A 24,513-nucleotide genomic window follows, 5' to 3' on the forward strand; every position below is an offset into this window, starting at 1 on the left:
CAGTGCTCAGAACGCAGGATCATCCTTCCCGCGTCACGGCGGTGAGATTCATCGTCAGCAACGCGCCGGGCTTGGGAAGTTCCTGCACGGCAATCACCGTGCGCGCGGGTCTAAGGTCCCCCATGATCTCGACATAGGCCCCGTTCATCGCCTCGAAGTCGGACATACGCTGCAGGAAGATATTGATATGCGTGACATGGCTGAGGTCGGACCCGACAGCTTCAAGCATAACCACGAACGACTTCAGGATTTGCCGTGTCTGCGCGCCAACATCAGCGCCAGCCAATTGTCCCGTCGCCGGATCGAAGCCGGCCGTCCCCCCGATCCATATCTGTTGGCGACCTTGGCGGTATGACTGTAAGGACCGATCGGGTTCGGTGTGTTCGGCGGCGTGAGCGTCTCGACGCGGGATTTCATGTGGCTACCTGCTGCTGCTGGCTCGGGACGGGGCGGAAAAGGCATTTCACCCCAGGTGCGGATAGGGTAGCCGGCGCGCTCCACGATCATGGCGATCTGATCGACCGTCTCGGTGTGCCATTGCTTGCCGTCCAGCAGCCTCTGGATCGCGAGCAGAATTTCCCTGTCGTTCATCGACATGATCTCCGATAGGACCGATAGAGCGGACGACGAGTCCGCCGCCTCGCGACTGCACTCTATCCCTCCTTCGGCGGATACTTGCGCAGGAAACGCTCGAGCTCCGGCTGCACGGAATAAGGCGTCGGTATCGGATCGCCGGCCGGATCGACCGCAATATCAAGACAACGGCGCAACGTTCGCGCCAGCTCCGCGCGCCGATAGGGCTTGGTCAAAAGCGGAATCCCGTGCCCCGCGCGGTTCTTTAGCGGCAGCGCGCCATCGCTGTAGCCGGAGGTGAAGAGCACCCGGAGCGACGGACGCCTGGCCATCAGCGTTTCAGCCAGTTGCCTGCCGTTCATGCTGCCGGGCATCACGACGTCGGTGAACAGCAGATCGAACTTGGCGCGCTGATTGACGATGGCCAGGGCCTCGTCCGCGTTGGCGGCCGAGATCACCTTGTAGCCGAGGCTCTCGAGTTGCATCGTCACATAGTCGCGGATCTTGCGGTCGTCCTCGACGCACAGGATCGTTTCGCTGCCGCCCTGCACCGGCAGATCCTCGTCTCGCGTCGACGGTTGAAGCGCACTGGTGTCGGCTTTGGGCAGATAGATCGTGAACGTCGTGCCGCTTCCCTCCTCGCTGCGCACGTCGACGCTTCCGCCCGACTGCTTGGCGAAGCCGAACACCATGCTGAGCCCGAGCCCCGTTCCCTGGCCGACCTCCTTGGTGGAAAAGAACGGTTCAAATATCTTGTCGAGAATGGGCGGCGGAATCCCGGTGCCGGTGTCGCTCACTTCGACGGCGACATAATCGCCGGCGCGCTCGACGCCGCGGGCCACGGCCTCGGGGACGCCCAGGGTGATATTGCCGGTCGCAATGGTCAGCTTTCCGCCATTTGCCATGGCGTCCCGGGCGTTGATGGCGAGATTGACGACCGCGGAGGAGAGTTGGCTACGATCGACGAATGCCGGCCACGCGTCGTCGCTCAAGGCGACCTCGATTTCGATGTTCTTGCCGACGGTTGGCGCGAGCAATCGAACGGCCTCGCGAACAAGATCATTGACGTCGATCTCGGCCGGCTGCAACGGCTGCTTGCGCGCGAACGCCAGCAGGCTGGCGGTGAGGTTTGCACCGCGGTCGGCGGCGTCGCTGATCAACTTGGTGATCGAAGCCAGGTGCGGAACGTCCTTGACGCCATCGGCCAGAATTTCGATCGTGCCTGTGATCACCGTAAGCATGTTGTTGAAGTCATGGGCAATGCCGCCGGTCAATTGCCCAACCGTATCCATCTTTTGCGCCTGAATCAGTCGCTCCTCGGCGATGCGCCGCTGGGTGATGTCCCTGACAAAGGCGTTGATGATGTAACCGTCGCCGCGGCGCAGCGCCGTGAGCGACACTTCGACAAAAAATTCGTGACCGTCCCGGTGCAGCGCCGGCGCCTCATAGCGCATGCCCATGGCGCCGCCGGCGGTCTCGCGCAGGAATTTGGCGATCCGCTGCCGGTGCGCCGCGCGAAGGTGTTCGGGAAACACCAGCTCGACAAGCTTCACACCAACCGTCTCCGCCCGCGTCCACCCGGTCAAGGCTTCGGCCTGCGGACTCCATTCGAGAACGAAGCCGTTTTCGTCGGTCTGGACGAAGGCGTCGAGCGCGGTGCTCACGATGGTCTGCGCCATCTGTTCGCTGTCGACCAGAGCCTGCAGGGCTCGCTTTTGTTCGGTGACGTCGCGGAGCACGGTCACCGCCCCGCAAAGCCTGCCGCGTTCGTCGCGCAGCGGCCGGGCGTTGGCGACGATGTGGGCTTTTGCGCAGGACCCTTCGGACTGCACCATGAGTTCGAAATCATCGACATGTTCGCCGCGCAGCGCCCGCGCAAGCGGCGAATCCGGGATCGGCAGCGGCGTGGTACCGTCCGAAAGGAAACAGGCGAATTTTCTTACCCCCGTCAGGCTGTCGAAGCCGCGGTCCACACCCAGCAGCTGGCGGGCTGCGCCGTTGGCAACGACGACCACCGCATTCTCGTCGGCGACGACAACGCAATCGCGGATGCTTTCGACCGTGTTTTCCAGCAAGTTTGGCCTGGCGCCGAGCTGGCCCGACAATTCGGCGAACGCCGCTGATAGCGGGGCCATCTCCCGGCTACCTTCGGAAGGCATCGCAACCGGCTTGCCGCGCGACAGCCCTTCGACCGCCCGGGTCATTTGGGTCAGCTGTCGGGACAGCGAGCCCGCGATGGCGGCCGCAAGCACCAGCGCGACCAAAATCGCGATCACCCCGACGATGAATGTCGCGCGGCCAAAACCATCACCGAACAAAGCAAGAGCGCAAATGGTGCCCACGACCAGGAACACCATCGCGAATGCAAGACGGCTCCATAAAGTCATGACAACCAACTGCCCAATAAAATCACTAAGAAAACTGCCAGAAAGCCGCCCAGGAAATGGCCGCGACAATAGGTGCGAGTATGAATGCGCGTCCGGCGCTGCGCGCCAATGTCGTCAATGCAGGCCTTTTGTTCGGCGTCCTCAGCTACCCCAATGCTTAGCCGAGTTCTCAGCCGCGATCCCACGTTTTCGATTCCGTAGAATTACGGACAACGTCCCAGAGACATGGATATTTCGAATCAAATTATACCCCGAATATCTTGGTGTAACGCGCCTTGATCTCCTCGCTTTGCGCTTGCACGGCAGCGGGATCGGCCTTGAGCAATTTCAGATTCGCCAGCGGGATGTGCTCGCCCTTCTCCTTCACCTGCGCGTGAAACGAGCGGTGTGCGAACACGTCGACCAGCATCTGCTGGGTTTCGGCGCTGAAAAAGAAGTTCTGAAATAATCGTGCCGCGTTCGGATTGGGCGCGCCGCGGAAGATTCCGGAGGGAACGATGATCAACGGCGCCCCCTCGGTCGGGTAGACCACCTCGACCGGTTTGCCCTGGTCCTTGGCCAGCACCAGATTGTAGTCGTTGCCGTCGGCCATGATGGCACGCTCGCCGAGCAGGATCTTCTTTGGTGGATCGGCGGCCGACTGCACCGGCATGACCTTCTGCTGCGCGAGTTTCTCCAGATAGACCCAGCCGAGATCGCGCGTCAGCACGAAGGTCGCGGTCAGAATCGCGCCGCTGTAGCCGGGATGGCCCTTGACGATCTTGCCTTGCCATTTCGGGTCGAGCAAATCGGCATAGCTTTTTGGCGCTTCCTCGCGCTTGACGAGATTGGTGTTGTAGCCGATGGCCTCCAGCCAGGCGCAGGACGTCGCGTGCATGCCATCGGGGTCGATCTGATCGGCCGGGAAATGTTTGGCGACCTCCGCCGGCAGGTAGGCCGCGAGCCAGTTGTTCTTTTTCCAGTCGAGATAATGCGCCGGGTCCGTCGAGTTGGCGACGTCAACGGCGTTGATGCCGCTGCCCTGCTCCTGCGCGATGCGCTGGAAGATCCGCTCCGCACCGGAACGCTCCACCCGGACGCTGATACCCGGATATTTGGCTTCGAACGACCGCGCCACCCGTTCGGCGGTGTTGAGTTCAAGCGCCGTATAGAACGACACCTTGCCCTCTTTCTTGGCAGCCTCGATCAGCGCGGGCGTCACTTCGGAAGGCGGCGGCGCCGCGGCTTTGACCGGCTCGGCGAATAAAAGGCCGGCAACGGAAGCCGTCGACGCCTTCAACAGGTCGCGTCTCGACCATCGGCGGTCCCGCATCGCACCCTCCCCCTTGTAGCCCGACCGTTTATCGGCCGCCTGTTCGTTCGAAACCGCCTTCTAGCTCGCCCGCTGATGCGCCTTCAGCGCCTCGCCGAATGCCTCAAACAGCGCACGGTTGATCGGATTGCGCTGCGGGTCGTACTCCGCATGCCATTGCACGCCGAGCGCAAAGCTCGGTGCATCGGCAATCCGGATCGCTTCGATGGTGCCGTCTTCCGCCACGCCCTCGATGACGACGCGCTCGCCGGGATCGAGAATGCCTTGCCCATGCAGCGAGTTCACGCGAATGGTTTCGCAGCCGAGCAGCTTTGCAAAAGCGCCGTCCGGGGTGAGATGGACGTCATGCCGGTCGGCAAAGATCACCAACGGATCGGGGTGGATTTCGCCGTTCTCCAGCCGCGGCATGCGGTGATTCATGCGGCCGGGGATTTCGCGAATCTCCGGGTGCAGCGAGCCGCCAAAGGCGACGTTCATTTCCTGCAAGCCGCGGCAGATGCCGAAGATCGGTACGCCGCGGGCGACGCAGGCTTCCGCCAGCGCAAGGGCGACGTCGTCGCGGTGAATATCGTAGGGCTCGTGCCTCTCATGCGGCTCGGTCTTGAAACGGGTCGGATGGACATTGGCACGGGCGCCTGTCAGCACCACCCCGTCGACGGCTTCGAGCAAGGCGCCGATATCGGTGATCTCGGGCGATCCCGCAAACATCAGCGGCAGTGCGCCCGACACGTCGGCTACAGCGCGGAGATTGCGCTCTCCGACCATCTGGGTTGTGAAACGATTTTCGATGCGATGGGCGTTCCCGATCACACCGACCACGGGCCGTCTCATCGCCAAATTTCTGCTTTCATCGTCCTGCGCAAGGATCTTCTAGGTTGAGCCATGATGTTGGCCGATCATGCCTGCGAGATCGTGCCGGATCAACATGATATGCTGCCCACTTCTGCTTTACAGCTCCGCGCGAATCCCAGGCCGTGCCGGCAAGCCCGGCGTCGGAATAGGCACAAGGCACGCATTTTGGCTCGTGGAGCGGCCTGACGCGCGGCAAAGGCAGCTACTTCCGCGTAAAGGCTTCCCTGGCATCAACAGCCTCGACGCCGGGCAGACCGGCCGCCCGAAGCGCGGTCGCGGCGGAATTGTCGGCGCCATTCAGCCACGGCAGTTTCGCCTGGATGGCGCGGGTCACCGGCTCGCCCAGCACGCCGCCGAAATCGAGTGGCCAAAATCCGTTCGGCACCGCCTCGGCTGATATCCCGCGGAGGCGATATCCCTTCCCCAGCGTCGCCTCCGCTTCGTCAGGCTGCACGTTGCGCGCGGTCCCGGGATTGGCCGGGTCGGCAAACGTCACGAGCACCGGGATCAGCGCGCCCGTTACCGGCACGATGCCGGTCTGGCGGTTCAATTCATTGAACGACACGCGTTTGCCGTCGGCGGCGGCCGTGTAGGCGCGCAGGGCTACATAATTGATGCCGTCGAATTCGAGTTTCTTGTCGATATGCGCCAGCAGCGCGACCAGATTTTTGCCGCCGCCGAGGTCGACGTAAACGGCATCGCCCACGGTGCGGGTTGGGCCGATACCGCTGTAGCCGCGATACGGGTGGACCGCCAAGACTCCGCTCGCCGATTTGCGTCCATCGGGGGTCTCGACTTCGACGGTCAAGCGATATTTGTGGCCGGGACGGTTGATCCTGATCTGGTCGCCGATATAGATCGCCGCCAGCAGCGCGACCGGCCCCAACCATTTGAAATTCATCTCATCCTCGCCGACGCGCCTGTCGCTGGAGCCTTTTCCGTTCCGATGGAATCGGAACGGAGCTCCAGATTCTTGATTTGACGCGTTTTCTTGACGCGAACCGGCGTCCACTTCGCTGGTAAACGCTTTAGTTAGCCTGCACCGCTTGGCACACCGGGCATGGCAGCGTCAAACCGGCGCGTGCCTCGCCGCTTGATCCCGGGCGAATTTTCGCGAAAGACTGGCGCGGGATATTCTGCAGGAAGGAATCAACGTGACAGGTCCGGCTGACGGTCGTCTTTTGGCCCGCAACGATCTGGCGTGGGCGATCTCGGTCGGAGGCATCGGCGTCGTGCTGTTCACGGCACTCTTGCTGTTCACCTGGTATTTCGCCGCGACCCTGTTCCTGATCTTTGCCGGCGCGCTGCTCGGCGTCGCCCTCACCGCGATGGCCAATATGCTCGGCCGCGTGGTCAAACTCCCGCATTCGCTGCGGCTCACCGTCGTGGGCTTGGTGTTGGCCGGGCTCCTGTCGGGTATCCTTTTCCTCGGCGGCGCCACCATCGCGCAACAGACCAAGGTGTTGAGCGACACGATCAAGTCGCAGTTGGTCGACCTCAAAGCCTTCCTGGACAGGAATGGGGTCGATACCAGCTTTTTCGACTTCGGCAGCCTCAATGCGGCTTCGGATGCGTCTGCGCCGGCGGCGCCAACAACGCCGCATAGCCTTCCCAGCGCCAGCACCATCGCTTCGAGCGGCGGTGCCATTTTCAGCCAGAGCCTGAAGCTGATCCTGGGCACCGTGAGCGCCGTCGGAAACTTCTTTATCGTGCTGTTTCTGGGCCTCGCCTTTGCCGTGCAACCGAGCGTTTACCGCAACGGGCTGTTGTTCATGGCGCCAGCCAAGCACCGCGCCCGTGCCACCATCATTATCGACCGCATCGGCTGGACGCTGGAGCGCTGGCTGATCGCGCAGATCATCACCATGGCCGCGGTGTTCTTTGTCACGTGGGTCGGACTTGCCATCATCGGCATCCCCAGCTCGTTCATTCTGGGCATCCAGGCCGGGCTGCTCGCCTTCATTCCGACCGTCGGCGCGATCCTCGGTGGGCTGATCGTGGTGCTGGCGAGCCTCGCCTCCGGATGGGTCGCGGCGTTGAGCGCGTTCATCCTGTTCCTCGGCGTCCATGCGCTGGAAAGCTACGTGTTGACGCCGATCATCCAGCGTCAGGCGCTGGATATTCCGCCCGCCACGCTGTTCGCGTTCCAGATCCTGCTCGGCGTCGTGTTCGGCATCTGGGGGCTGGCGCTGGCGCTCCCCCTGATGGCGATCGCCAAGGTCATGATCGACCATTTCAAGGCCGAAAAGGCGATCGTGTAAGCCGCTTTAGCCTGCCGACGTCAGCACCGTCTCGGTGTGCTCGACCTCCGGGGGCGCCGCAAAGTACTGCCCGACCAGGCCGCGCCATGCCGTAAAATCTTCCGAGCCGCGGAAATCGACGGTGTGATTTTCCAGCGTTTCCCATTGCGCCATCAGGCGATAGCGCTGCGGCTTCTCAATCGACTTGTGCAGCTCAAACCCCTTGCCGCCCTTGGCGCGCAGGAACAGCGGACGCGCCTTGGCCACCGCGGCTTCAAAATCCTTCTCGGTGCCGGGCTTGACGTCGATTTGTGCGATTTCGGTGATCATGGCGGTTACAGCCTCTTGCTGGGAATAACCGTGGTTTAGCCCGGGCCGTCCAAAAGAAAAAGGCGCCTTGCGGCGCCCGGCATCAGCATCCCGAAAGTTCGGCTCAATTGAACAGCAGCACCGTGCCCACGACCATCATCGCGCAACCGATGAACAGGATGGCAGGCCAGCGCGTTCTGCGCTGATCGTAACGGCCCTGCGCCCGGCGCTCGGTTATGAGCGCTGTCTCGAATTCTTCCGAGCTGGAGAACATGCAGGCGAAGCCGCCACGGGCGGAGACTGCGGCCGCTTCGAGCGACATCAGGGCAGCCTGGGGGTTTCGCGAGCGTATCGATTCCATAAGTAAATAATATGGACGGAATGGTAAACGCGAGGTTACCGCCGCATTTTCCTGCAGCGCGTTTCAAGCGAAGCGGCGACCGGTTCGCTGGAAAACGCTCTAGGTAGCGGCAGCCTGCGCACGGGCCGGCGCCGGAAGGCCCGCGGTCTTGCGCCGCCAGTGCTCCAGTGACAGCGGCAGCTCTTCGGCGGCCTCGACGCGATTGCGGCCGCTGCGCTTGGCCTGATAGAGCGCGGTGTCGGCCGCCGCCAGCAGCACTTCGAGCTCGGTGCCCGCCGGCCCACCGGCCACGCCGATGCTGACGGTGGTATCGACAGCGCCTTCCTCGCACACGATTCCGGACGCCTCGAAAGCTTCACGCACGCGCTCGGCCACCAGCACGCCCTCGTCCAGCGCACACGGCAACAGCGCGGCGAACTCTTCGCCGCCGATGCGGCCCGACAGATCGCTGATGCGCAGATTGTTGACCACGACGGTGGAGAACAGTTTGAGGATTTCATCGCCCGCCGGATGACCGAAACGGTCGTTGATGCCCTTGAAATGGTCGATGTCGAAGATCATCACCGTCACCGGCCGGCCCGCCTTGGCCTCGCGTTCGATCACCCGCGCACAGGCTTCGGCAAAGCCGCGGCGGTTGAACATACCGCTCAGCGGATCGATCGACGCTGCGGTCTTGTGCACGGTCACGGCACGATCCGACACCAACATGAAGATCACGAACACGGTGCCGATCGCATAGAGCACGAGCTCGATCGAAAACGCCGTCACCCAGATGCTGCTGTAGAAGGTTTCGTCATGCGGCCGCAGCAGATCACCGAGCAGGATCGGCAGCATCAGCACGCAGCCATGCATGACAGGCACCGCAACGGTCGGCCAGCGCTTCTGCATGCTGCGCCGCCGCTCGCTCCACAATTCCGAGGCCGTCAACGCCGCGTAGATCGCAACGATGGCCGCACCGGCGGTAAGGCGCATCGCCGGATCCAGCCACGGCAAGGCCACTGATACGCCGACCCAGGCGATCGCGCCGAACACCAGCCCCGGCAGGTTGGGCGCGCGGCCGAGGAAGACGCGCGCCGCATTCCAGACCATGCCGCAGGCGATGAAGCCGACCGCGTTCAACGCCAGCGTCAGCGGTCCGCCAAGGCTGGCGCCGCCGACGGTCCAGATCGCGACCGAGGCTGCACCGAGCAAATAGGCCGTGCCCCACCACTTCAACGCCGGGACATTTTCCTGCTTGCCGAAGAAAATGAGCATGGCCCCGAGCATGCCCGCAACCATGGTCGCGAACAGATATAGCGTGGACGTATCGAACGACATGAGCCCCACCGTAAAAGTGTGATGCAATGCTGGGAGCGCATTTGGAAATGTGATGCTGCGCCCCCGCAGTCCTGGCACGCTAGGACGCTCGGGTTCCAAATTCGTGTGTACGCGTACGAAAGTTTTCGCGAAAATCTGCGTTAATTCATCTCTAAACTAACAACAAAAAGGGCGCTGATAAGCGCCCTTTTCCTTCGTTTTTGAATGCAGCAATCGCTGCAAATTTTAGCGAAGCAATTAGCGCTTCGAGAACTGGAACGACTTGCGCGCCTTGGCGCGGCCGTACTTCTTGCGCTCCACGGTACGGGAGTCGCGGGTCAGGAAGCCGCCCTTCTTCAATACGCCGCGCAGATCCGGCTCGAAGCAGGTCAGCGCCTTGGAGATGCCGTGACGCACGGCACCCGCCTGGCCCGACAGACCGCCGCCGGCGACCGTGCAGATGACGTCGTACTGGCCGGCACGGGCAGCTGCGACCAGCGGCTGCTGGATCAGCATGCGCAGAACGGGACGCGCGAAATAGACTTCGACTTCGCGGGTGTTGACCAGGATCTTGCCGGCGCCCGGCTTGATCCAGACGCGGGCGACCGCGTCCTTGCGCTTGCCAGTGGCATAAGCGCGGCCGTATTTGTCGACCTTCTTGACGTATTTCGGGGCATCCGGCGTTGCCGGCTTCAGCTGCGACAACTGGTCGAGCGACTGCATGGTGTCTGACATCTTATGCGGCCCTCATGTTCTTGCGGTTCATCGAAGCGATATCAACCGTCTCGGGCTGCTGGGCTTCATGCGGATGTTCGGCGCCGGGGTAAACGCGCAGATTGCCCATCTGCACGCGGCCAAGCGGACCGCGGGGGATCATGCGCTCGATGGCCTTCTCGACCACGCGCTCGGGAAAGCGACCCTCGAGGATCGACTTCGCGGTGCGTTCCTTGATGCCACCGATGAAGCCGGTGTGCTTGTAATAGACCTTCTGGTCGCGCTTGCGACCGGTCAGAACGACATGCGCCGCATTGATGATGACGACGTGATCGCCGCAATCGACGTGGGGCGTGTAGGTAGGCAGGTGTTTGCCGCGCAGACGCATGGCGACCAGGGTAGCGAGCCGTCCGACCACCAGACCTTTGGCGTCGATCAGCACCCACTTCTTCGTCACCTCGGCGGGCTTAGCCGAAAAGGTTTTCATGTGAGGAAATCCGTAAAAGGGGACTGCGGCGCAGGCTGCGCCGAACTGCGCGGTTTCTAGAGAACCGCGCGCGGCGCGTCAATGCCAAATGACGATAATTACAACAGTAAAAACAAAGGCTTATAAATATGGTGTTATATTACCGTATAAAAGCCTATTTGTTTGGAATGGAATAGGTCGACGTCACGTGCGCGATCGGATCGGGCGACGTGCCCGACAGCAGATTGACTTCCCCCACCGCCAGCCGCTTGCCGAGCTTCAACAGCCGGGCCGCGGCCAGCACGTCCTGTCCGGGCTGGCCCTTGCGCAGGAAATTGATGTTGAGATTGGTGGTCACGGCAAGCCCAACCGGTCCGATCGCCGACAGCAGCACCACATACATTGCGAAATCGGCCATCGCCATCAGGGTCGGGCCCGACACCGTGCCGCCCGGGCGCAGCATGTTCTCGTTATAGCGCTGGCGCAGCAGGCAGGTCTCGCCATCGGCGCTTTCGATGGTGATATCGCCGCCTTTGAACGCTTGCGGGAATTCGTCGTGGAGGAACTTCTCCAGTTCAGCCACGCTCATTTTCGCTGCCGCCATGCCGTACCCTGCCCTCGCTTCAGATCGCCTGTTACATTAAGTTGTCATCAAAGCCCAAAGAAAACCCAAGAAAACCACTGAGCGGAAATTTTTGAGATGTCGCCCCAGACCGCCCGCGCGCCCGCCCATCAATCGCCGATCCTGCTGCGCGAGAACGTCGGCAGCGTCGCCGTGCTTACCTTGAACCGGCCTGCGGCGCGCAACAGCCTGTCGGAGGGCTTGATCGCCGAACTGCATGCGGCGCTGAAGGACATTCACGACGACAAGAATGTACGCGCACTCGTCATCGCCGCCAACGGCCCGGCGTTTTCGGCCGGCCACGACATGAAGGAATTGACCGCGCGCCGCAGCGATGCCGATCGCGGCCGCGCCTATTTCGCAGAGATCATGAATGCCTGCAGCGCGATGATGCAGGCGATCGTGCAGTTGCCGAAGCCCGTGGTCGCCGCGGTTCAGGGCGTCGCCACCGCCGCCGGTTGCCAGCTGGTGGCGAGCTGCGATCTGGCGGTCGCCTCCGAGGCCGCAAGCTTTGCCACGCCCGGCGTCGATATCGGCCTGTTCTGTTCGACGCCGATGGTGGCTTTGTCGCGCAACGTGCCGCGCAAGCAGGCGATGGAAATGCTGCTCACAGGCGAGCCGGTGGACGCCACGACGGCGCAAAACCTCGGCCTCGTCAATCGCGTGGTTCCACCCGGCACCGAACGCGATGCGGCGATTGCACTCGCGCAAAAGGTTGCGCTGAAATCCGCCTACACCGTCAAGCTTGGTAAGGAGGCCTTCTATCGCCAGGCCGAAATGAGCCTCGCCGACGCCTATCGCTATGCCGCAGAGGTGATGACCGAAAACATGATGGCGCGCGACGCCGAAGAAGGCATCGGCGCCTTCATCGAGAAGCGCGAGCCGAAGTGGCAGGATAAATAGCTTTTTCCGTCATTGCGAGCACAGCGAAGCAATCCATCGCGCGACAGAGAAAGTATGGATTGCTTCGTCGCTGTGCTCCTCGCAATGACGATCGAAATGATTGGTTGCTCTAAATGAACCACGACGCCTACGACGACAATTACATCCGCGCGATCCTCAACAGCGTGAAATTGATCGCGATGGTCGGCGCCTCGCCGGTCAATGTGCGGCCGAGCTACTTTGCGTTCAAATATCTGGCACAGCGCGGCTACGACATGATCCCGGTCAATCCCGGCCATGTCGGCAAGAGCCTGCTCGGCAAACCCTTCGTTGCTTCGCTCGGGGATATCGACCGCCCGATCGACATGATCGACATCTTCCGAAATTCCAGCCACATCATGCCGGTGGTCGATGAAGCCCTGAAATTGTCGCCGCTGCCGAAGGTGATCTGGATGCAGCTCGGCGCGCGCGACGATGCCGCGGCGGAAAAAGCCGAAGCCGCCGGCATCAAGGTCGTGATGAACCGCTGCCCGAAGATCGAATATGGACGGCTGTCGTCGGAGATTTCCTGGATGGGCGTCAATTCGCGAACGCTCAGCTCGAAACGCGCGCCGATCCCGACGCAGGGCATGCGGCTGTCGCTGAACCGGATGAGCGTCGGCGGCGGTGAAACCGCGGCCTCCGATCGCGCCGCGAAAAACAAGAGCGAACTGCCGTAATGCATATGCGAAACGATTGTTTCGCAAACGTGGCCAACGGCGCGGAGCGCCGCCCGGCTACAGGCTCCCGTGAAGCACGTCCGTTCCTAATCCACGATATGTGAAACGGTCGCCTTGACGGCGGACGCGGCTTGCGATCAGCATGCCGCGCATTTTCGACGAACCAAAAACAGGATGCATAGAATGACCGATCGTCACCCGGGATTTTCAACCCTTGCCGTGCATGCGGGCGCGCAGCCTGACCCGACCACCGGCGCGCGGGCGACGCCGATCTATCAAACCACGTCTTTCGTTTTCAACGATGCCGATCACGCTGCATCCCTGTTCGGCCTGCAGGCCTTCGGCAACATCTATACCCGCATCGGCAATCCGACCAACGCGGTGCTGGAAGAACGCGTCGCCGCACTCGAAGGCGGCACCGCCGCGCTTGCGGTCGCGTCCGGACACGCCGCCCAGGTGGTCGTATTCCAGCAATTGCTGATGCCCGGCGACGAGATCATTGCCGCGCGCAAACTCTATGGCGGATCGATCAACCAGTTCACCCATGCCTTCAAGAGTTTTGGCTGGAACGTGGCATGGGCGGATTCAGATGATATCGCAAGTTTCGAACGCGCGGTGACGCCGCACACCAAGGCCATCTTCATCGAGTCGATCGCCAATCCCTCCGGCAGCATCACCGATATCGAGGCGATCGCCGCCGTCGCCCGCAAGGCCGGCGTGCCATTGATTGTCGACAACACGCTTGCCACCCCCTACCTGATCCGCCCGATCGATCACGGCGCCGACATCGTCGTGCATTCGCTGACGAAATTTCTGGGCGGCCACGGCAATTCGCTCGGCGGCATCATCGTCGATGCCGGCACCTTCGACTGGTCGAAGGACAACAAGTATCCGATGCTGAGCGAGCCGCGCCCCGAGTATCACGGCATCAAGCTCCAGGAGACTTTTGGCAATTTCGCCTTCGCGATCGCCTGCCGTGTGCTCGGCCTGCGCGACCTCGGCCCGGCGCTGTCGCCGTTCAACGCCTTCATGATCCTGACCGGAATCGAGACGCTGCCGCTGCGCATGCAGAAGCATTGCGAGAACGCCAAGGCCGTCGCGGAATTCCTCGCCGGCCATCCCAAGGTCGCCGCGGTGAACTATGCGGGTCTCGCCAACGACAGGTACAACAACCTGGCGCGCAAATACGCGCCGAAGGGTGCCGGCGCGGTGTTCACCTTCAGCCTCAAGGACGGTTATGACGCCGGCGTCAACCTGGTGTCGAACCTGAAACTGTTCTCGCACCTCGCCAATGTCGGCGACACCCGCTCGCTGGTGATCCACCCGGCCTCGACCACGCACAGCCAGCTCGACGACGCCGCCAAGGTGAAATCGGGCGCCGCCCCCGACGTGGTCCGGCTGTCGATCGGCATCGAGGACAAGGAAGATCTGATCGCCGATCTGGAGCAGGCGCTGACGGCGTAAGGGTTTGCGCCCATCAAGTCGTCATGGCCGGGCAAAAGCGCGAAGCGCGTCTTCGCGCTAGATGTCCCGGACATCCACGTCTTCGCGCTAAGACCAAGCAAGCCGTGGATGCCCGGCACATAGGCGAGCGGAAGCGACGCCGTCCTTCGGACGGCTATGGCCGGGCATGACGGCTTGCCCTTAGGTACCGTCCATCACAGGCCTCTCGTTAACGCTCAATCCGGCATAAAGTGGCGCTGATCTGCCCTTGATGATTCGGAGCAAACGATGCTGCGCTGGATGACGCCATTTCTGGTCGCGATTTTCGCGATCGGAACTGCTGCCGCGGACGAGAGCCCCGGGGCCGCCAAGGCCACCGATGGCACCGCAGCAGCAAAGCCTGCCGACAGCCCGGCCGCTACCACACCCGCCAAAAGCCCAGCCGTGGCAAAGCGCGCCGATAACCCCGCCGCCGCCAGGCGCGCCGCGGTTCGCGCTGCCAGCCAGTTGCCGCCCGGCCTGCCCCGCGCGCACTACAAGTACCGGACCACGGTCGCCCCCGCGGCGGCACCGCTATACGTGCGGCGCGGCCGGCAACTGGTTGTCGTCGAGGAGGAGGATCCCGACGTCCTGTTCACGCCGGTCGGCGTCGTCCCCTATGCGCCGCGCGTGTACGGCGTCCCGTTGCTGCCGGGCTCCAACACCCTGCCGGGCTACTACGGCACCAGCCATTCCTACAGCTATGATGGCCCCTATTACGGCGGCCCCTACACGCCCTACTGGAATCGCCTGCCTTATGCTGGCGGCGTCTATGGCTATCGCTAGCCGCGACTGCAACAGAAACGGACTTTTGGACGTGGCAGGGCCACCGCGAAAAACTAAGACACCGAGCTCCGCGCGCGCGATCACCGCCGATCTGGTTGCCGTGCTGGTCGCGGTGACCGACGGCGAACCCAAGATCATGACGATCGCCAATGCGGGTGCGCTGCCGAGTGGCCCGTTCGAATTCAAGCACCGCTCGCTGCAATCAGGTTTGCGGGCGTGGGTCGAAGCGCAAACCGGCCATCCGCTCGGCTATGTCGAGCAGCTCTATACTTTTGCCGATCGCGGGCGGACCGGCGACGCGCAATCACCGCATAGCGTGTCGATCAGCTATTTGGGACTGACTCGCGAGGATCAGATTGGCGAAGGGGCGGAGGCCCTTTGGTCCGGCTGGTATGATTATTTCCCGTGGGAGGATCATCGGGAAGGGCCGCCTCCTTTGCTGGCGAAACTGCTGACGCCGCGACTGCGTGCATGGGCGAAATCCGCGCCCTCGGCGGCGTTGCAGCGCGAACGCTGGCAGCGTGCCGCGATCACCTTCGGGTTCGAAGACCGCGAGTGGAATGAAGAACTCGTGCTGCAACGTTACGAGTTGCTCTTTGAGGCCGCGCTGATTCCCGAAGCGGTTCGCGAAAGCGGCAATGCGGCCACGCTGGTGCCCGGCCGGCCGATGACGGCCGATCACCGCCGTATTCTCGCGACCGGGATCGCAAGACTGCGGGCCAAGATCAAGTACCGCCCCGTGGTATTCGAACTGATGCCGGCGGAATTCACCCTGCTGCAACTGCAACGCAGTGTTGAAGCGCTTGCAGGACGGCTGGTGCACAAGCAGAACTTCCGCCGCCTGATGGAACAACAGCAACTCGTTGAGGAAACTGGCGCAATCGCCGCCGACACCGTCGGCCGCCCCGCCAAGCTGTTCCGCTTCCGCCACGCCGTCCTGGCCGAACGGGCCGTCGCCGGAACCAAGCTGCCCCTCTCGCGCACTTGACTTAAGTTATGCTCAGGATAAGTATAAGCCATGATATGCTCATGGAGAGTATAAATGGCCAGCCTCAATGCCGACGCCCTCGCCCGCACCGCGCCGCTTTATGAGAGGGTGAAACGCGTGATCCCGCCGCCCGAATGGGCGACCTTCGCAGGCGACGTCGACGCCATCCTCGACCTCAAGCGCAGACGCAACGCGGTCATCCTGGCGCACAACTACCAGACGCCGGAAATCTTCCACGGCGTCGCCGACATCGTCGGCGACAGCCTGCTCTTGGCACGCGAAGCCACCAAGGTCGCCGCCGATATCATCGTGCTCGCCGGCGTGCACTTCATGGCCGAGACGGCCAAGCTGCTCAATCCGCAGAAGATCGTCCTGATCCCTGATCTTGCGGCCGGCTGCTCGCTCGCGGACTCAATCACCCCGGCAGACGTGCGGCTGATGCGTCAGCGATATCCCGGCGCGCCCGTCGTCACATATGTCAACACATCGGCCGCCGTGAAGGCGGAATCCGACATCTGCTGCACCTCGGGCAACGCACTCAAGGTCGTGGAGTCGCTCGGCGTCGAACGCGTCATCATGCTGCCGGACGAATATCTGGCGCAGAACATCGCCAAGCAGACCGACGTGAAGATCATCGCGTGGAAGGGCCACTGCGAAGTGCATGAGCTCTTTACGCCTGACGACATCAGGCAGATCCGGGAGAACCACCCCGGCGTCACTGTTCTGGCGCATCCGGAATGCCCGCCCGAAGTGGTGGCGGAAGCTGATTTCTCCGGCTCGACGGCAGCGATGTCCGGATACGTCGAGCAGCAGCGCCCGCCCCGTGTCGTGCTGTTGACCGAGTGCTCGATGAGCGACAACGTCGCGGTGCTGCATCCCGATGTCGAATTCATCCGGCCCTGCAATCTGTGCCCGCATATGAAGCGGATCACGCTGAAAAATATCCGCCATGCGCTTCAGACCAATCAGCACCAGGTGACGATCGATCCCGCGATCGCCGCCTCCGCGCGGCGCGCCGTTGAGAGGATGCTGGCGATATGAGCACGGATATTTCAGCGCTGGCCAACCGTCCGGTGATCATCGGCGGCGGCGCCGCAGGATTGATGACGGCGCTACAACTGGCGCCGGAGCCGGTGTTGGTGATGTCGAAGGCCCCATTGGGGGCGGAGGCCTCCAGCCTGTGGGCGCAAGGCGGGCTCGCCGCGGCGATGGGTGCGGACGACGACCCCGCGCTGCATCTCGCCGACACCCTCGCCGCCGGCGCCGGGCTTTGCGACGAAACCACTGCAAGCCGGATCGTCCGCGCGGCGCCCGCGGCGGTCGAACATCTCGCGCAACTCGGCGTCGCCTTCGACCGGCGGCCGGATGGACGCTGGAGGCTTGGCCTCGAAGCCGCCCACAGCCGCAACCGGATTGTTCATGCCACCGGCGACGGCACCGGCCGGGAGATCATGCGGGCGCTGATATCGGCGGTACGCCGCTGCCCGTCGATCACGCTGCTCGAGGGTGTCGAGGCGCGCCGGCTGATCGTCGAGGACAACGCTGTCAAGGGCGTGCTCGCGGTCAACGCGCAAGGCCCGCTGGTGATCGATACCGGCCGCGTCGTGATCGCGACCGGCGGGATCGGCGGACTGTTTCTCGACAGCACCAATCCGGCCGGCTGCTTCGGCCAGGGGCTGGCACTGGCAGCGCACGCGGGCGCGAAGCTTTCGGATCTGGAGTTCATCCAGTTTCATCCAACGGCGTTCGATGGACCGTCGCGGCCGATGCCGCTGCTCACCGAGGCTATCAGAGGCGACGGCGCAACCCTGATCGACGAGACCGGCGAGCGTTTCATGGCGGATGAGCCCGGCGCCGAGCTCGCAGCCCGCGACATCGTCGCGCGTGCCGTGTGGCGTCGCCGCGCTGAAGATCATCGCGTATTTCTCGATGCACGGAAGCATCCAGGCAAGGATTTTGCCGAGCGCTATCCCGTCATCTCCGCGTTCTGCAAAATGGCCGGGATCGATCCTGCGACCGATCCGATTCCGGTGCGGCCCGCCGTGCACTACCACATGGGCGGCATCGCTGTTGATCTTGAGGGCCGCAGCACGGTTGGTGGCCTCTGGGCCTGCGGCGAGGTCGCCCGCACCGGCTTGCACGGCGCCAACCGGCTTGCCAGCAATTCGCTGATGGAAGCCATCGTCTGTGCCGAGTGGGTTGCGGGGAGTGTCAGCCGAGCGAGCCGCGGGCCATTGAAGGCGCGTGCGCCCCTTACGTCCCTGCCCGCCTCCGATCCATCGACCCTACGGCCGATGATGTCGCAAGGCCTCGGCGTGCTCCGCGACCGCAACGCAATCGGTCGGCTGGTTCGGGGCCTCTTGCCGATCGCCCACAGAGATGGCGCGGCATCCGATCCGGCGCTGGTGGGATTGATGATCGCCGTTGCCGCCTATCGGCGCGAGGAGAGCCGCGGCGGGCACTTTCGCACCGATTATCCCGACACGCCGGCTACCGCCGCGCCGTCGTCGATCTCGCTTTCCGAGGCGCTCGACGCCGCTCGCGAGATTGTGGAATCCGACACCTTGTCTCTTGGGAGTGCCCAATCATGACGCTGAATCCCCTCCTGCCCATCATGTACGAACCGATCGTGCGAACCGCCCTCCTGGAGGACCTCGGCCGCGCCGGTGACATCACGGCGGACGCGATTGTGCCCGCCGACCAGCAGGCCGCGCTGGTGCTGCGCGCGCGGCAGCCCGGCGTCGTGGCTGGCCTCGACATCGCGCGCTGCGCCTTCCAGTTCGCGTCGCCAGCCATCACGCTCCGTGCGGAGCGGCCCGACGGCAGCGTTGTCGCGCCGGGCGAAATCATCGCGACCATCGAAGGCCCCGCACGCGGTTTGCTGACCGGCGAGCGGACGGCGCTGAACTTCCTGTGTCATCTCAGCGGCGTTGCAACGGCCACCGCCTCGCTGGTATCCGCCGCGAAGGGCACCAGGGCGCAGATCGTCTGCACCCGCAAGACGACGCCGGGGCTGCGCGCGCTGGAAAAATATGCGGTGCGCGCCGGCGGCGGCGGCAATCATCGTTTTGGCCTCGACGACGCCATCCTGATCAAGGACAACCACATCGCGCTGGCCGGCGATATCAGCACCGCGATCGCGCGGGCCAAGGCCCATGCCGGCCACCTCGTCAAGATCGAGGTCGAGGTCGACACGCTGGCGCAGCTCGAACAGGTGCTGGCGCTCGGCGTCGACGCGGTGCTGCTCGACAACATGTCGAACGAGGAGCTCAGGCAGGCCGTAGCCATGACCGGCGGTAGGGCGATCACCGAGGCGTCCGGCCGCATCACCGCCGCCACCGCAAAGGCGATCGCGGCGACCGGCGTCGACCTGATTTCGGCCGGCTGGATCACGCACAGCTCGGCCGCGCTCGACATCGGGCTCGACTATCTCGATCTCAAGCGGCAGGCCGCTTGAGAATGACGTGAGGATTACTCGGCCGGACGCGCGGCGGCCTTGTCCTCGCGCGTCAGGCGGCTGTTGCGCTGGAATACCGAATAGGTCGCGAGCGCAAACAGAATAACCAGCAGCTGGATCGACAGCGCCTCCATGCTCGGATTGAGTCCGATCGCGGTGAAGAACGCGCTGCCCTTGACCTCGGTGACCGTGATGATGGCCTGCTCCTGGAATTCCTGCACCGCTTCGCCGATGAACTTGATCGCCATCGCGAACAGGAACGCCGAGGTAATGACGAACAACGGCCGCAGCGGAAGCTTTTGCGCGATCATGTTGATGAAATAGAACAGCACGGCAAGCCCAACCGCCGCCGCCGCAAGGCCGCCGAACAACCCGGCGCTCCAGCCGCCTTCGGTCTTCGCCAGCGCGTTGATGAACAGCACGGTTTCGGCGCCCTCGCGGAACACGGCGAGGAAGGCCAGCGCGCCGACCGCCCACACCGTGTCCTGCGCCAGCGCGCTGTCGGCCTTGTGCGCCAGATAATCCTGCCAGCCGCGCGGATCCTGCTTCACCATCAGCCAGCCGCTGACATAGAGCATCAAGGCGGCGGCGAACAGGATGATGACGCCTTCGAGGACGTCGCTGTGGTCGCCGGAATTGAGCACCGCGAACAGCCAGGCGGCGATGAAGCTGGCGCCAACCGCGGCCAGCGCGCCGCCATACAGCGCGCCGACACGGTGCGCGGAGCCGACCTTTTTCAGATAGCCCGCGAGCGCCGCGATCACCAGCATGGCTTCAAGCCCCTCGCGGAGCAGGATGACGGCGGCCTGGATGAATGCTGAGGACATCAACGAACCCCTATTTTCGGTTCGTTTTATCGTTCGGAGTTTTCAAGTAAAGCAGTCCTGTCCGACACAAACACGTTAGGCTGGTTATCTCTGTGCAAAGGCCCTGCAAACCGGGCACTTCCTGCAATGACGACAAATTAGAATAGTTCAATTTCAGCCGGGCTGCCCCACCGGCTGAACCAATCTCTCCGGGCCGGGCTCGGTGCGGCGAGCCACCAGCCGCTCGGTCTGAAAAATCGCCAGCGTCAGGACGACCATCGCAACCGCCTGATGGGCCAAGGCGAGATCAATCGGCACCTGATGCAGCAGCGTGAGGATGCCGAGGACCGCCTGTACGACGATCGCGGCGACCAGCCACCAGGCGCCGCGGACCACGGCCGTCCCGGCGCGCGAGGCGACCGCATCGATCGCGTGCAGCACCGCCAGCGCCAGCAGCGCATAGGCGGTCATGCGATGCTCGAACTGCACCGTGAGCGTGTTGTCGAACAGATTGCGCCACCATGGATCTTCGAAGAACAGCCGTGCCGCGGAGGGAATGAAAGCGCCGTCGATCTGCGGCCAGGTGTTATACACCCTGCCCGCGCGCAGGCCCGCGACCAGCGCGCCGAAATAGATTTGCACGAACGTCAGCGCCAGCAGCGCGAGGCCGGTGATTTTGAGCCGCGAACTCGCGGCGGGCCGCGGCCGGTCCGCCAGCCGCAGCAGCGTCCAGACGATCGCCGCAAAAATCACCAGCGCCAGCATCAGATGCGTCGCCAGCCGATATTGCGAGACCTCGACCCGCTGCGTCAGGCCCGAGGCCACCATCCACCAGCCGACCGCGCCCTGCAGCGCGCCGAGGCCGAAGATCACCCACAACCGCCGCTTCAGCTCAGGACCGAGCATGCCGCGCCAGAGGAAGAACAGGAACGGCAGCAGATAGACCGCGCCGATCACGCGCCCGAGCAGCCGGTGGCTCCATTCCCACCAGAAGATGGTCTTGAACTCAGCCAGAGTCATGCCGGCGTTGAGTTCGCGATATTGCGGAATGGTCTTGTAGCCCTCGAACGCCTGCGCCCATTGCGCATCGGTCAGCGGCGGCAAGGTTCCGGTGACGGGTTTCCACTCGACGATCGACAATCCGGATTCCGTCAGCCGTGTGGCGCCGCCGACCAGCACCATGATCGCGATCAGGGCCGCGACCGCAAACAGCCACCACCTGACAGCGCGGTTCGGCGGCCCCTCGCTCCTGGAAATACCGGTCATTGAACCCGTTCGATGCCCATGCTTGATTGAATTGCTGCGCCCCTTATAGTCCGCCCCTTCCCGCGCGCAACAGGCTCCAAGCTCAGTAAAGGCTTCACATATCCGCCATGACAATCCGTACCCGCAAATTCGTCGGAACCATCTTTTTGCTGGTGCTCGTCGTGGTCTGGTCTCTGCTCGGCATGACCATCGCGCAAACGCCTTGGCTGGCCAATTCGGGGCTGCTGCAATCGATTTTCTACGTCGTGGCGGGCCTTGGATGGGTGCTGCCGGCGATGCCGATCATCAGCTGGATGTCGCGGCCCGACGCCTGAATTTTGCACTCACCCCCAATTGGTTCGTTTCGCCTTTACCTGCGGCAGAAACGCGCCCGAAAGCATCACCCGCATCATGCGCAGCGAACGCCGCCGTCCGTCCCAGGCGACGCGTGGCAACGCGTGCAGATTGGTATATCCCTTCGAAGCGACCACGCCCGGCAGGACGGTTGCCGCGCTGGCGAGACCCAGTTCCTGCGCCATCGCCACGTGCGCCGGGCGAAAGGCGCCCGGATCGCCGAACGGATAGGCGAAATGCTTGATGGTGCGGTGGAAGGCGGCTTCCGCCACCGCCTTGCCCATCGCCATCTCGCGCTGGGCGTCGGCATCTTTCAGGTTCGACAGAACCGGGTAATTCACCGTGGCGCTGCCGATCGTCACGTTCGGATCGGCCGCGAGCATCGTCAGGTCGTCCCAATCCATCGACGCGCCGCGCGACAGGCCCGCAAGATCGACCGAATAGCGTTTGCAGAGATCGTTGATGGCGAATGAAAGATCCGGCGGCGACAGCGTCCGCATCCAGCTGACCAGAAATTCGAACGCCTGATATTTTTCCGACGTGCCTCGGATGGCAAAGTGCCGCTCCTTGCGATCGATCACCAGGCTGATGCGGTTTTCCCGCGCGATCATTTCCTCCAGCGCCAGCCACCACGCTTCGCCAAGGCCGTCCGGAAACGCGGTCGGCAGATAGATGGTGAAGGGAACCGCGTGCTTCGCCAGCACCGGATAGGCAGCCGTCATCACGTCCTTGTAGCCGCCGTCAAATGTCAGCGCGACAAACCGATTGGCCGTCGGCAACGTGACCGCGCGCCGGCATACCTCGTCCATCGAGACGATGTCGTATTTCCAGCGCTTCAAAGCCCGGATCATCCGGTCGAGAAATTGCGGGGTGATCTCGCTCGCTTTGAGCGGCTGGAACCGCCGCTGCTGCCGCGCGCGCACGCGTTCGAACCGCAGCACGACACCGGCGCCGCCGCTTCCGCGCTGCTTCAGCCGCGCGTAGCCGCTGAAATAAGCGAGCTCCATTTGGGCCCGCTTCAAAAACCCGACGTCCGATGCCAACGTCCCGCCCCCAAATACGGTCGCGCGGTACGCCGCCGCGCCTGCATTGTTATTACTCTTTGTTGACATTTCCCTGCGAAGGTCGGCCAAAGCCGAAAATTGTAAACAATTTCCTACACAGGTTCTGCGATGACCATGGCTGCCGCGATTGAAAACGGAACGGCGGATACGCAAACCTGGTCGAAGCCGGGGCGCATCGCCGGCATCGACATCATCCGCGATCTGGCCGGCGCCGAAGCGATCTGGCGCGGCCTGGAAAACGCGCAGCAGCAATCCTGCACGCCCTTTCAGCGTTTCGACTTCGTCAGCGCCTGGCAGCGCAATGTCGGCGCGCGCGAAGGCCTCACCCCCTTCATCGTGATCGCGTACGACGCGGAGCGCCGGCCGTTGATGCTGCTCCCGCTCGCGGTCAGGCATGTCTACGGCGCGCGCTGCGCCAGCTTCATGGGCGGCAAGCACTCGACCTTCAACATGGCGCTGTGGGACAAGGATTTTGCCGCGACCGCAACGCGGGCCGATATCGAAGGCCTGATCGCGGCCATCTCGCAACGTTCCGAGGCCGACGTGCTGGCGCTGCATCAACAGCCCCTGCGCTGGCGCGATCTTCCCAATCCGATCGCGCTGCTGCCGCATCAACCCTCCGCCAACGACTGTCCGCTGTTGAAGATGGAGAGCGGTGCTGAGGCTACGACGCTGATCAGCAAGTCGTTCCGGCAGCGCCTGAAGGGCAAGGCGCGCAAACTGCAGGCCCTGCCCGGCTATCGCTACTACGTCGCCACCACCGACGCCGACATCACGCGGTTGCTCGACTGGTTCTTCCGCATCAAGCCGCTGCGGATGGCCGAGCAGAAATTGCCTGATGTATTCGCCGAGCCCGGCATCGAGGATTTCATCCGCAGCGCCTGCGCAGCACAAGTGGCCGGCGGCAACCGCGTCATCGATATCCACGCGCTCGAATGCGACGAGGAAGTGATCGCGATCTTCACCGGCGTCGACGACGGCCATCGCTTCTCGATGATGTTCAACACCTACACGATGTCGGCCAATTCGAAATACAGCCCCGGCCTGATCCTGATGCGCGACATCATCGATCACTTCGCTGCCAAAGATTATCGCGCCTTCGATCTCGGGATCGGATCGGACGATTACAAGCGGCTGTTCTGCAAGGACGACGAACCGATCTTCGACAGTTTTATCCCGCTGAGCCAGCGCGGCAAGCTCGCCGCAGGCGTGATGTCGGGGCTGAACCGCACCAAGCGCATGGTGAAGCACAATCCGGCCCTGCTCGAGATGGCGCAGAAGCTGCGGAATGCGTTCAGCTAGGGGCTGAAACGCCGCCGGATATCCCAATCGTCGTCCCGGCGAAGGCCGGGACCCATACGCCGTGTCGTCTATTCTGGAAGACGCTGTTCGACGATCTCGCATAACCATTAAATCCTGTGGTTATGGGTCCCGGCCTTCGCCGGGACGACGTGGATATAGCTTCGTATTCTCGCGACGCAATGCGCCCGAGTTTTGCTGTAAACTTCCGGCCCTCTTCAAAGAGGGCGCAGGGAAGACCGGGTGCGCGCTGCACCCGCGGTCTCGCGTGCGGTTTGCACAAAACAAAGTGCACACGA

General features: G+C 63.2%; 26 protein-coding genes. 11 read left to right on the forward strand and 15 right to left on the reverse strand.

Translation table 11 applies throughout. The features are described from left to right. Window positions 1-19: 19 nt before the first annotated feature. The 6 genes from JQ567_RS03050 to JQ567_RS03070 all read right to left on the reverse strand — a co-directional run bounded on the left by JQ567_RS03050 (window position 20) and on the right by JQ567_RS03070 (window position 6,025). Window positions 20-286, reverse strand: a complete 267-nt coding sequence (locus JQ567_RS03050; RefSeq protein WP_249165184.1) for a RidA family protein — start codon at window positions 284-286, stop codon at window positions 20-22. Then, on the reverse strand, window positions 244-597 hold the full coding sequence (locus JQ567_RS37990; protein ID WP_249165185.1) for a hypothetical protein: 354 nt from the start codon (window positions 595-597) through the stop codon (window positions 244-246). Before JQ567_RS37990 ends, JQ567_RS03050 begins: the two co-directional genes overlap by 43 nt. Before the next feature lie 56 nt (window positions 598-653). Continuing rightward, window positions 654-2,960: a PAS domain-containing sensor histidine kinase gene (locus tag JQ567_RS03055; protein ID WP_249165186.1), complete on the reverse strand. Its 2,307-nt coding sequence runs from the start codon at window positions 2,958-2,960 to the stop codon at window positions 654-656. 244 nt (window positions 2,961-3,204) lie between these two features. Beyond that, a complete protein-coding gene (locus JQ567_RS03060) occupies window positions 3,205-4,272 on the reverse strand; it encodes an extracellular solute-binding protein (protein WP_212437406.1) in 1,068 nt (355 codons plus the stop codon). A 60-nt stretch (window positions 4,273-4,332) separates the two neighbouring features. Continuing rightward, window positions 4,333-5,103 (reverse strand): gamma-glutamyl-gamma-aminobutyrate hydrolase family protein, encoded by a 771-nt coding sequence (locus tag JQ567_RS03065; protein ID WP_192733475.1) that lies wholly within the window; start codon window positions 5,101-5,103, stop codon window positions 4,333-4,335. Window positions 5,104-5,326: 223 nt separating this feature from the next. Continuing rightward, entirely contained in the window at window positions 5,327-6,025 is a 699-nt protein-coding gene (locus JQ567_RS03070; protein ID WP_212437407.1) for a hypothetical protein, read from the reverse strand. A 253-nt stretch (window positions 6,026-6,278) separates the two neighbouring features. Here JQ567_RS03070 and JQ567_RS03075 point away from each other — a divergent pair, with 253 nt between their 5' ends. Next, the gene (locus tag JQ567_RS03075) at window positions 6,279-7,385 is read left to right on the forward strand and encodes an AI-2E family transporter (protein ID WP_212437408.1); all 1,107 of its coding nucleotides are present in this window, start codon (window positions 6,279-6,281) and stop codon (window positions 7,383-7,385) included. 6 nt (window positions 7,386-7,391) lie between these two features. Here JQ567_RS03075 and JQ567_RS03080 read toward each other — a convergent pair whose 3' ends face one another. The 6 genes from JQ567_RS03080 to JQ567_RS03105 all read right to left on the reverse strand — a co-directional run bounded on the left by JQ567_RS03080 (window position 7,392) and on the right by JQ567_RS03105 (window position 11,114). After that, window positions 7,392-7,694 (reverse strand): antibiotic biosynthesis monooxygenase, encoded by a 303-nt coding sequence (locus tag JQ567_RS03080; protein WP_192733478.1) that lies wholly within the window; start codon window positions 7,692-7,694, stop codon window positions 7,392-7,394. Between the two features lie 103 nt (window positions 7,695-7,797). After that, the gene (locus tag JQ567_RS03085) at window positions 7,798-8,034 is read right to left on the reverse strand and encodes a hypothetical protein (protein WP_212437409.1); all 237 of its coding nucleotides are present in this window, start codon (window positions 8,032-8,034) and stop codon (window positions 7,798-7,800) included. A 99-nt stretch (window positions 8,035-8,133) separates the two neighbouring features. Then, the gene (locus JQ567_RS03090; RefSeq protein WP_212437410.1) at window positions 8,134-9,351 is read right to left on the reverse strand and encodes a GGDEF domain-containing protein; all 1,218 of its coding nucleotides are present in this window, start codon (window positions 9,349-9,351) and stop codon (window positions 8,134-8,136) included. Window positions 9,352-9,588: 237 nt separating this feature from the next. After that, the gene (gene rpsI / locus JQ567_RS03095) at window positions 9,589-10,065 is read right to left on the reverse strand and encodes a 30S ribosomal protein S9 (protein WP_212032287.1); all 477 of its coding nucleotides are present in this window, start codon (window positions 10,063-10,065) and stop codon (window positions 9,589-9,591) included. A 1-nt stretch (window position 10,066) separates the two neighbouring features. After that, entirely contained in the window at window positions 10,067-10,531 is a 465-nt protein-coding gene (rplM, locus tag JQ567_RS03100; protein ID WP_212032288.1) for a 50S ribosomal protein L13, read from the reverse strand. A gap of 154 nt (window positions 10,532-10,685) precedes the next feature. Then, window positions 10,686-11,114: a PaaI family thioesterase gene (locus tag JQ567_RS03105; RefSeq protein ID WP_192733483.1), complete on the reverse strand. Its 429-nt coding sequence runs from the start codon at window positions 11,112-11,114 to the stop codon at window positions 10,686-10,688. 96 nt (window positions 11,115-11,210) lie between these two features. Here JQ567_RS03105 and JQ567_RS03110 point away from each other — a divergent pair, with 96 nt between their 5' ends. From JQ567_RS03110 to nadC, 8 genes are all read left to right on the forward strand, one after another. Beyond that, window positions 11,211-12,035 carry an enoyl-CoA hydratase gene (locus JQ567_RS03110; protein ID WP_212437411.1) on the forward strand — a complete coding sequence of 275 codons (825 nt, stop codon included), beginning with the start codon at window positions 11,211-11,213 and terminating at the stop codon, window positions 12,033-12,035. A gap of 113 nt (window positions 12,036-12,148) precedes the next feature. After that, window positions 12,149-12,733, forward strand: a complete 585-nt coding sequence (locus JQ567_RS03115) for a CoA-binding protein (RefSeq protein WP_212437412.1) — start codon at window positions 12,149-12,151, stop codon at window positions 12,731-12,733. A 183-nt stretch (window positions 12,734-12,916) separates the two neighbouring features. Then, window positions 12,917-14,197, forward strand: a complete 1,281-nt coding sequence (locus JQ567_RS03120; protein ID WP_212437413.1) for an O-acetylhomoserine aminocarboxypropyltransferase — start codon at window positions 12,917-12,919, stop codon at window positions 14,195-14,197. Between the two features lie 267 nt (window positions 14,198-14,464). Beyond that, on the forward strand, window positions 14,465-15,001 hold the full coding sequence (locus JQ567_RS03125) for a hypothetical protein (protein ID WP_212437414.1): 537 nt from the start codon (window positions 14,465-14,467) through the stop codon (window positions 14,999-15,001). Beyond that, the gene (locus JQ567_RS03130) at window positions 14,973-15,989 is read left to right on the forward strand and encodes an NUDIX hydrolase (RefSeq protein WP_409363573.1); all 1,017 of its coding nucleotides are present in this window, start codon (window positions 14,973-14,975) and stop codon (window positions 15,987-15,989) included. The genes JQ567_RS03125 and JQ567_RS03130 overlap by 29 nt, the downstream gene beginning before the upstream one ends. A 54-nt stretch (window positions 15,990-16,043) precedes the next feature. Then, window positions 16,044-17,030, forward strand: a complete 987-nt coding sequence (nadA, locus tag JQ567_RS03135) for a quinolinate synthase NadA (RefSeq protein WP_212437415.1) — start codon at window positions 16,044-16,046, stop codon at window positions 17,028-17,030. Beyond that, a complete protein-coding gene (locus tag JQ567_RS03140) occupies window positions 17,027-18,580 on the forward strand; it encodes an L-aspartate oxidase (RefSeq protein WP_212437416.1) in 1,554 nt (517 codons plus the stop codon). Before nadA ends, JQ567_RS03140 begins: the two co-directional genes overlap by 4 nt. Beyond that, window positions 18,577-19,446: a carboxylating nicotinate-nucleotide diphosphorylase gene (gene nadC / locus JQ567_RS03145; RefSeq protein ID WP_212437417.1), complete on the forward strand. Its 870-nt coding sequence runs from the start codon at window positions 18,577-18,579 to the stop codon at window positions 19,444-19,446. The genes JQ567_RS03140 and nadC overlap by 4 nt, the downstream gene beginning before the upstream one ends. Before the next feature lie 14 nt (window positions 19,447-19,460). On the opposite strand, the gene JQ567_RS03150 is transcribed toward nadC, so the two are convergent. After that, entirely contained in the window at window positions 19,461-20,303 is an 843-nt protein-coding gene (locus tag JQ567_RS03150) for an FTR1 family protein (RefSeq protein ID WP_312017335.1), read from the reverse strand. A gap of 123 nt (window positions 20,304-20,426) precedes the next feature. After that, window positions 20,427-21,518, reverse strand: a complete 1,092-nt coding sequence (locus JQ567_RS03155) for a COX15/CtaA family protein (RefSeq protein WP_212437419.1) — start codon at window positions 21,516-21,518, stop codon at window positions 20,427-20,429. A gap of 107 nt (window positions 21,519-21,625) precedes the next feature. Between JQ567_RS03155 and JQ567_RS03160 the strand changes: the two genes are divergently transcribed. Then, complete coding sequence (locus tag JQ567_RS03160; RefSeq protein ID WP_192733494.1) at window positions 21,626-21,832, forward strand: DUF2842 domain-containing protein; 207 nt, start codon at window positions 21,626-21,628, stop codon at window positions 21,830-21,832. Window positions 21,833-21,841: 9 nt separating this feature from the next. On the opposite strand, the gene JQ567_RS03165 is transcribed toward JQ567_RS03160, so the two are convergent. Beyond that, on the reverse strand, window positions 21,842-22,894 hold the full coding sequence (locus tag JQ567_RS03165; RefSeq protein WP_212437420.1) for a polysaccharide deacetylase family protein: 1,053 nt from the start codon (window positions 22,892-22,894) through the stop codon (window positions 21,842-21,844). A 129-nt stretch (window positions 22,895-23,023) separates the two neighbouring features. On the opposite strand from JQ567_RS03165, the gene JQ567_RS03170 reads away from it, so the two are divergent. Beyond that, on the forward strand, window positions 23,024-24,217 hold the full coding sequence (locus JQ567_RS03170; RefSeq protein WP_212437421.1) for a GNAT family N-acetyltransferase: 1,194 nt from the start codon (window positions 23,024-23,026) through the stop codon (window positions 24,215-24,217). Window positions 24,218-24,513: the final 296 nt, after the last annotated feature.

Origin of the sequence: Bradyrhizobium sp. AUGA SZCCT0431 (genome assembly GCF_018131065.1) — a bacterium.
Classification (GTDB): domain Bacteria; phylum Pseudomonadota; class Alphaproteobacteria; order Rhizobiales; family Xanthobacteraceae; genus Bradyrhizobium.

What these genes read in the sequence shown, in the direction of transcription:
- JQ567_RS03130 (WP_409363573.1), top strand. Translation starts at nt 14,973, where the DNA reads ATGCTGGCGGCGTCTATGGCTATCGCTAGCCGCGACTGCAACAGAAAC.
- JQ567_RS03125 (WP_212437414.1), top strand. Translation starts at nt 14,465, where the DNA reads ATGCTGCGCTGGATGACGCCATTTCTGGTCGCGATTTTCGCGATCGGA.
- JQ567_RS03065 (WP_192733475.1), bottom strand. Translation starts at nt 5,103, where the DNA reads ATGAGACGGCCCGTGGTCGGTGTGATCGGGAACGCCCATCGCATCGAA.
- JQ567_RS03080 (WP_192733478.1), bottom strand. Translation starts at nt 7,694, where the DNA reads ATGATCACCGAAATCGCACAAATCGACGTCAAGCCCGGCACCGAGAAG.
- JQ567_RS03170 (WP_212437421.1), top strand. Translation starts at nt 23,024, where the DNA reads ATGACCATGGCTGCCGCGATTGAAAACGGAACGGCGGATACGCAAACC.
- nadC (WP_212437417.1), top strand. Translation starts at nt 18,577, where the DNA reads ATGACGCTGAATCCCCTCCTGCCCATCATGTACGAACCGATCGTGCGA.
- JQ567_RS03085 (WP_212437409.1), bottom strand. Translation starts at nt 8,034, where the DNA reads ATGGAATCGATACGCTCGCGAAACCCCCAGGCTGCCCTGATGTCGCTC.
- JQ567_RS03105 (WP_192733483.1), bottom strand. Translation starts at nt 11,114, where the DNA reads ATGGCGGCAGCGAAAATGAGCGTGGCTGAACTGGAGAAGTTCCTCCAC.
- nadA (WP_212437415.1), top strand. Translation starts at nt 16,044, where the DNA reads ATGGCCAGCCTCAATGCCGACGCCCTCGCCCGCACCGCGCCGCTTTAT.
- JQ567_RS03120 (WP_212437413.1), top strand. Translation starts at nt 12,917, where the DNA reads ATGACCGATCGTCACCCGGGATTTTCAACCCTTGCCGTGCATGCGGGC.
- JQ567_RS03160 (WP_192733494.1), top strand. Translation starts at nt 21,626, where the DNA reads ATGACAATCCGTACCCGCAAATTCGTCGGAACCATCTTTTTGCTGGTG.
- JQ567_RS03055 (WP_249165186.1), bottom strand. Translation starts at nt 2,960, where the DNA reads ATGACTTTATGGAGCCGTCTTGCATTCGCGATGGTGTTCCTGGTCGTG.
- rplM (WP_212032288.1), bottom strand. Translation starts at nt 10,531, where the DNA reads ATGAAAACCTTTTCGGCTAAGCCCGCCGAGGTGACGAAGAAGTGGGTG.
- JQ567_RS03140 (WP_212437416.1), top strand. Translation starts at nt 17,027, where the DNA reads ATGAGCACGGATATTTCAGCGCTGGCCAACCGTCCGGTGATCATCGGC.
- JQ567_RS03155 (WP_212437419.1), bottom strand. Translation starts at nt 21,518, where the DNA reads ATGACCGGTATTTCCAGGAGCGAGGGGCCGCCGAACCGCGCTGTCAGG.
- JQ567_RS03090 (WP_212437410.1), bottom strand. Translation starts at nt 9,351, where the DNA reads ATGTCGTTCGATACGTCCACGCTATATCTGTTCGCGACCATGGTTGCG.
- JQ567_RS03070 (WP_212437407.1), bottom strand. Translation starts at nt 6,025, where the DNA reads ATGAATTTCAAATGGTTGGGGCCGGTCGCGCTGCTGGCGGCGATCTAT.
- rpsI (WP_212032287.1), bottom strand. Translation starts at nt 10,065, where the DNA reads ATGTCAGACACCATGCAGTCGCTCGACCAGTTGTCGCAGCTGAAGCCG.
- JQ567_RS03115 (WP_212437412.1), top strand. Translation starts at nt 12,149, where the DNA reads ATGAACCACGACGCCTACGACGACAATTACATCCGCGCGATCCTCAAC.
- JQ567_RS03110 (WP_212437411.1), top strand. Translation starts at nt 11,211, where the DNA reads ATGTCGCCCCAGACCGCCCGCGCGCCCGCCCATCAATCGCCGATCCTG.
- JQ567_RS03060 (WP_212437406.1), bottom strand. Translation starts at nt 4,272, where the DNA reads ATGCGGGACCGCCGATGGTCGAGACGCGACCTGTTGAAGGCGTCGACG.
- JQ567_RS37990 (WP_249165185.1), bottom strand. Translation starts at nt 597, where the DNA reads ATGTCGATGAACGACAGGGAAATTCTGCTCGCGATCCAGAGGCTGCTG.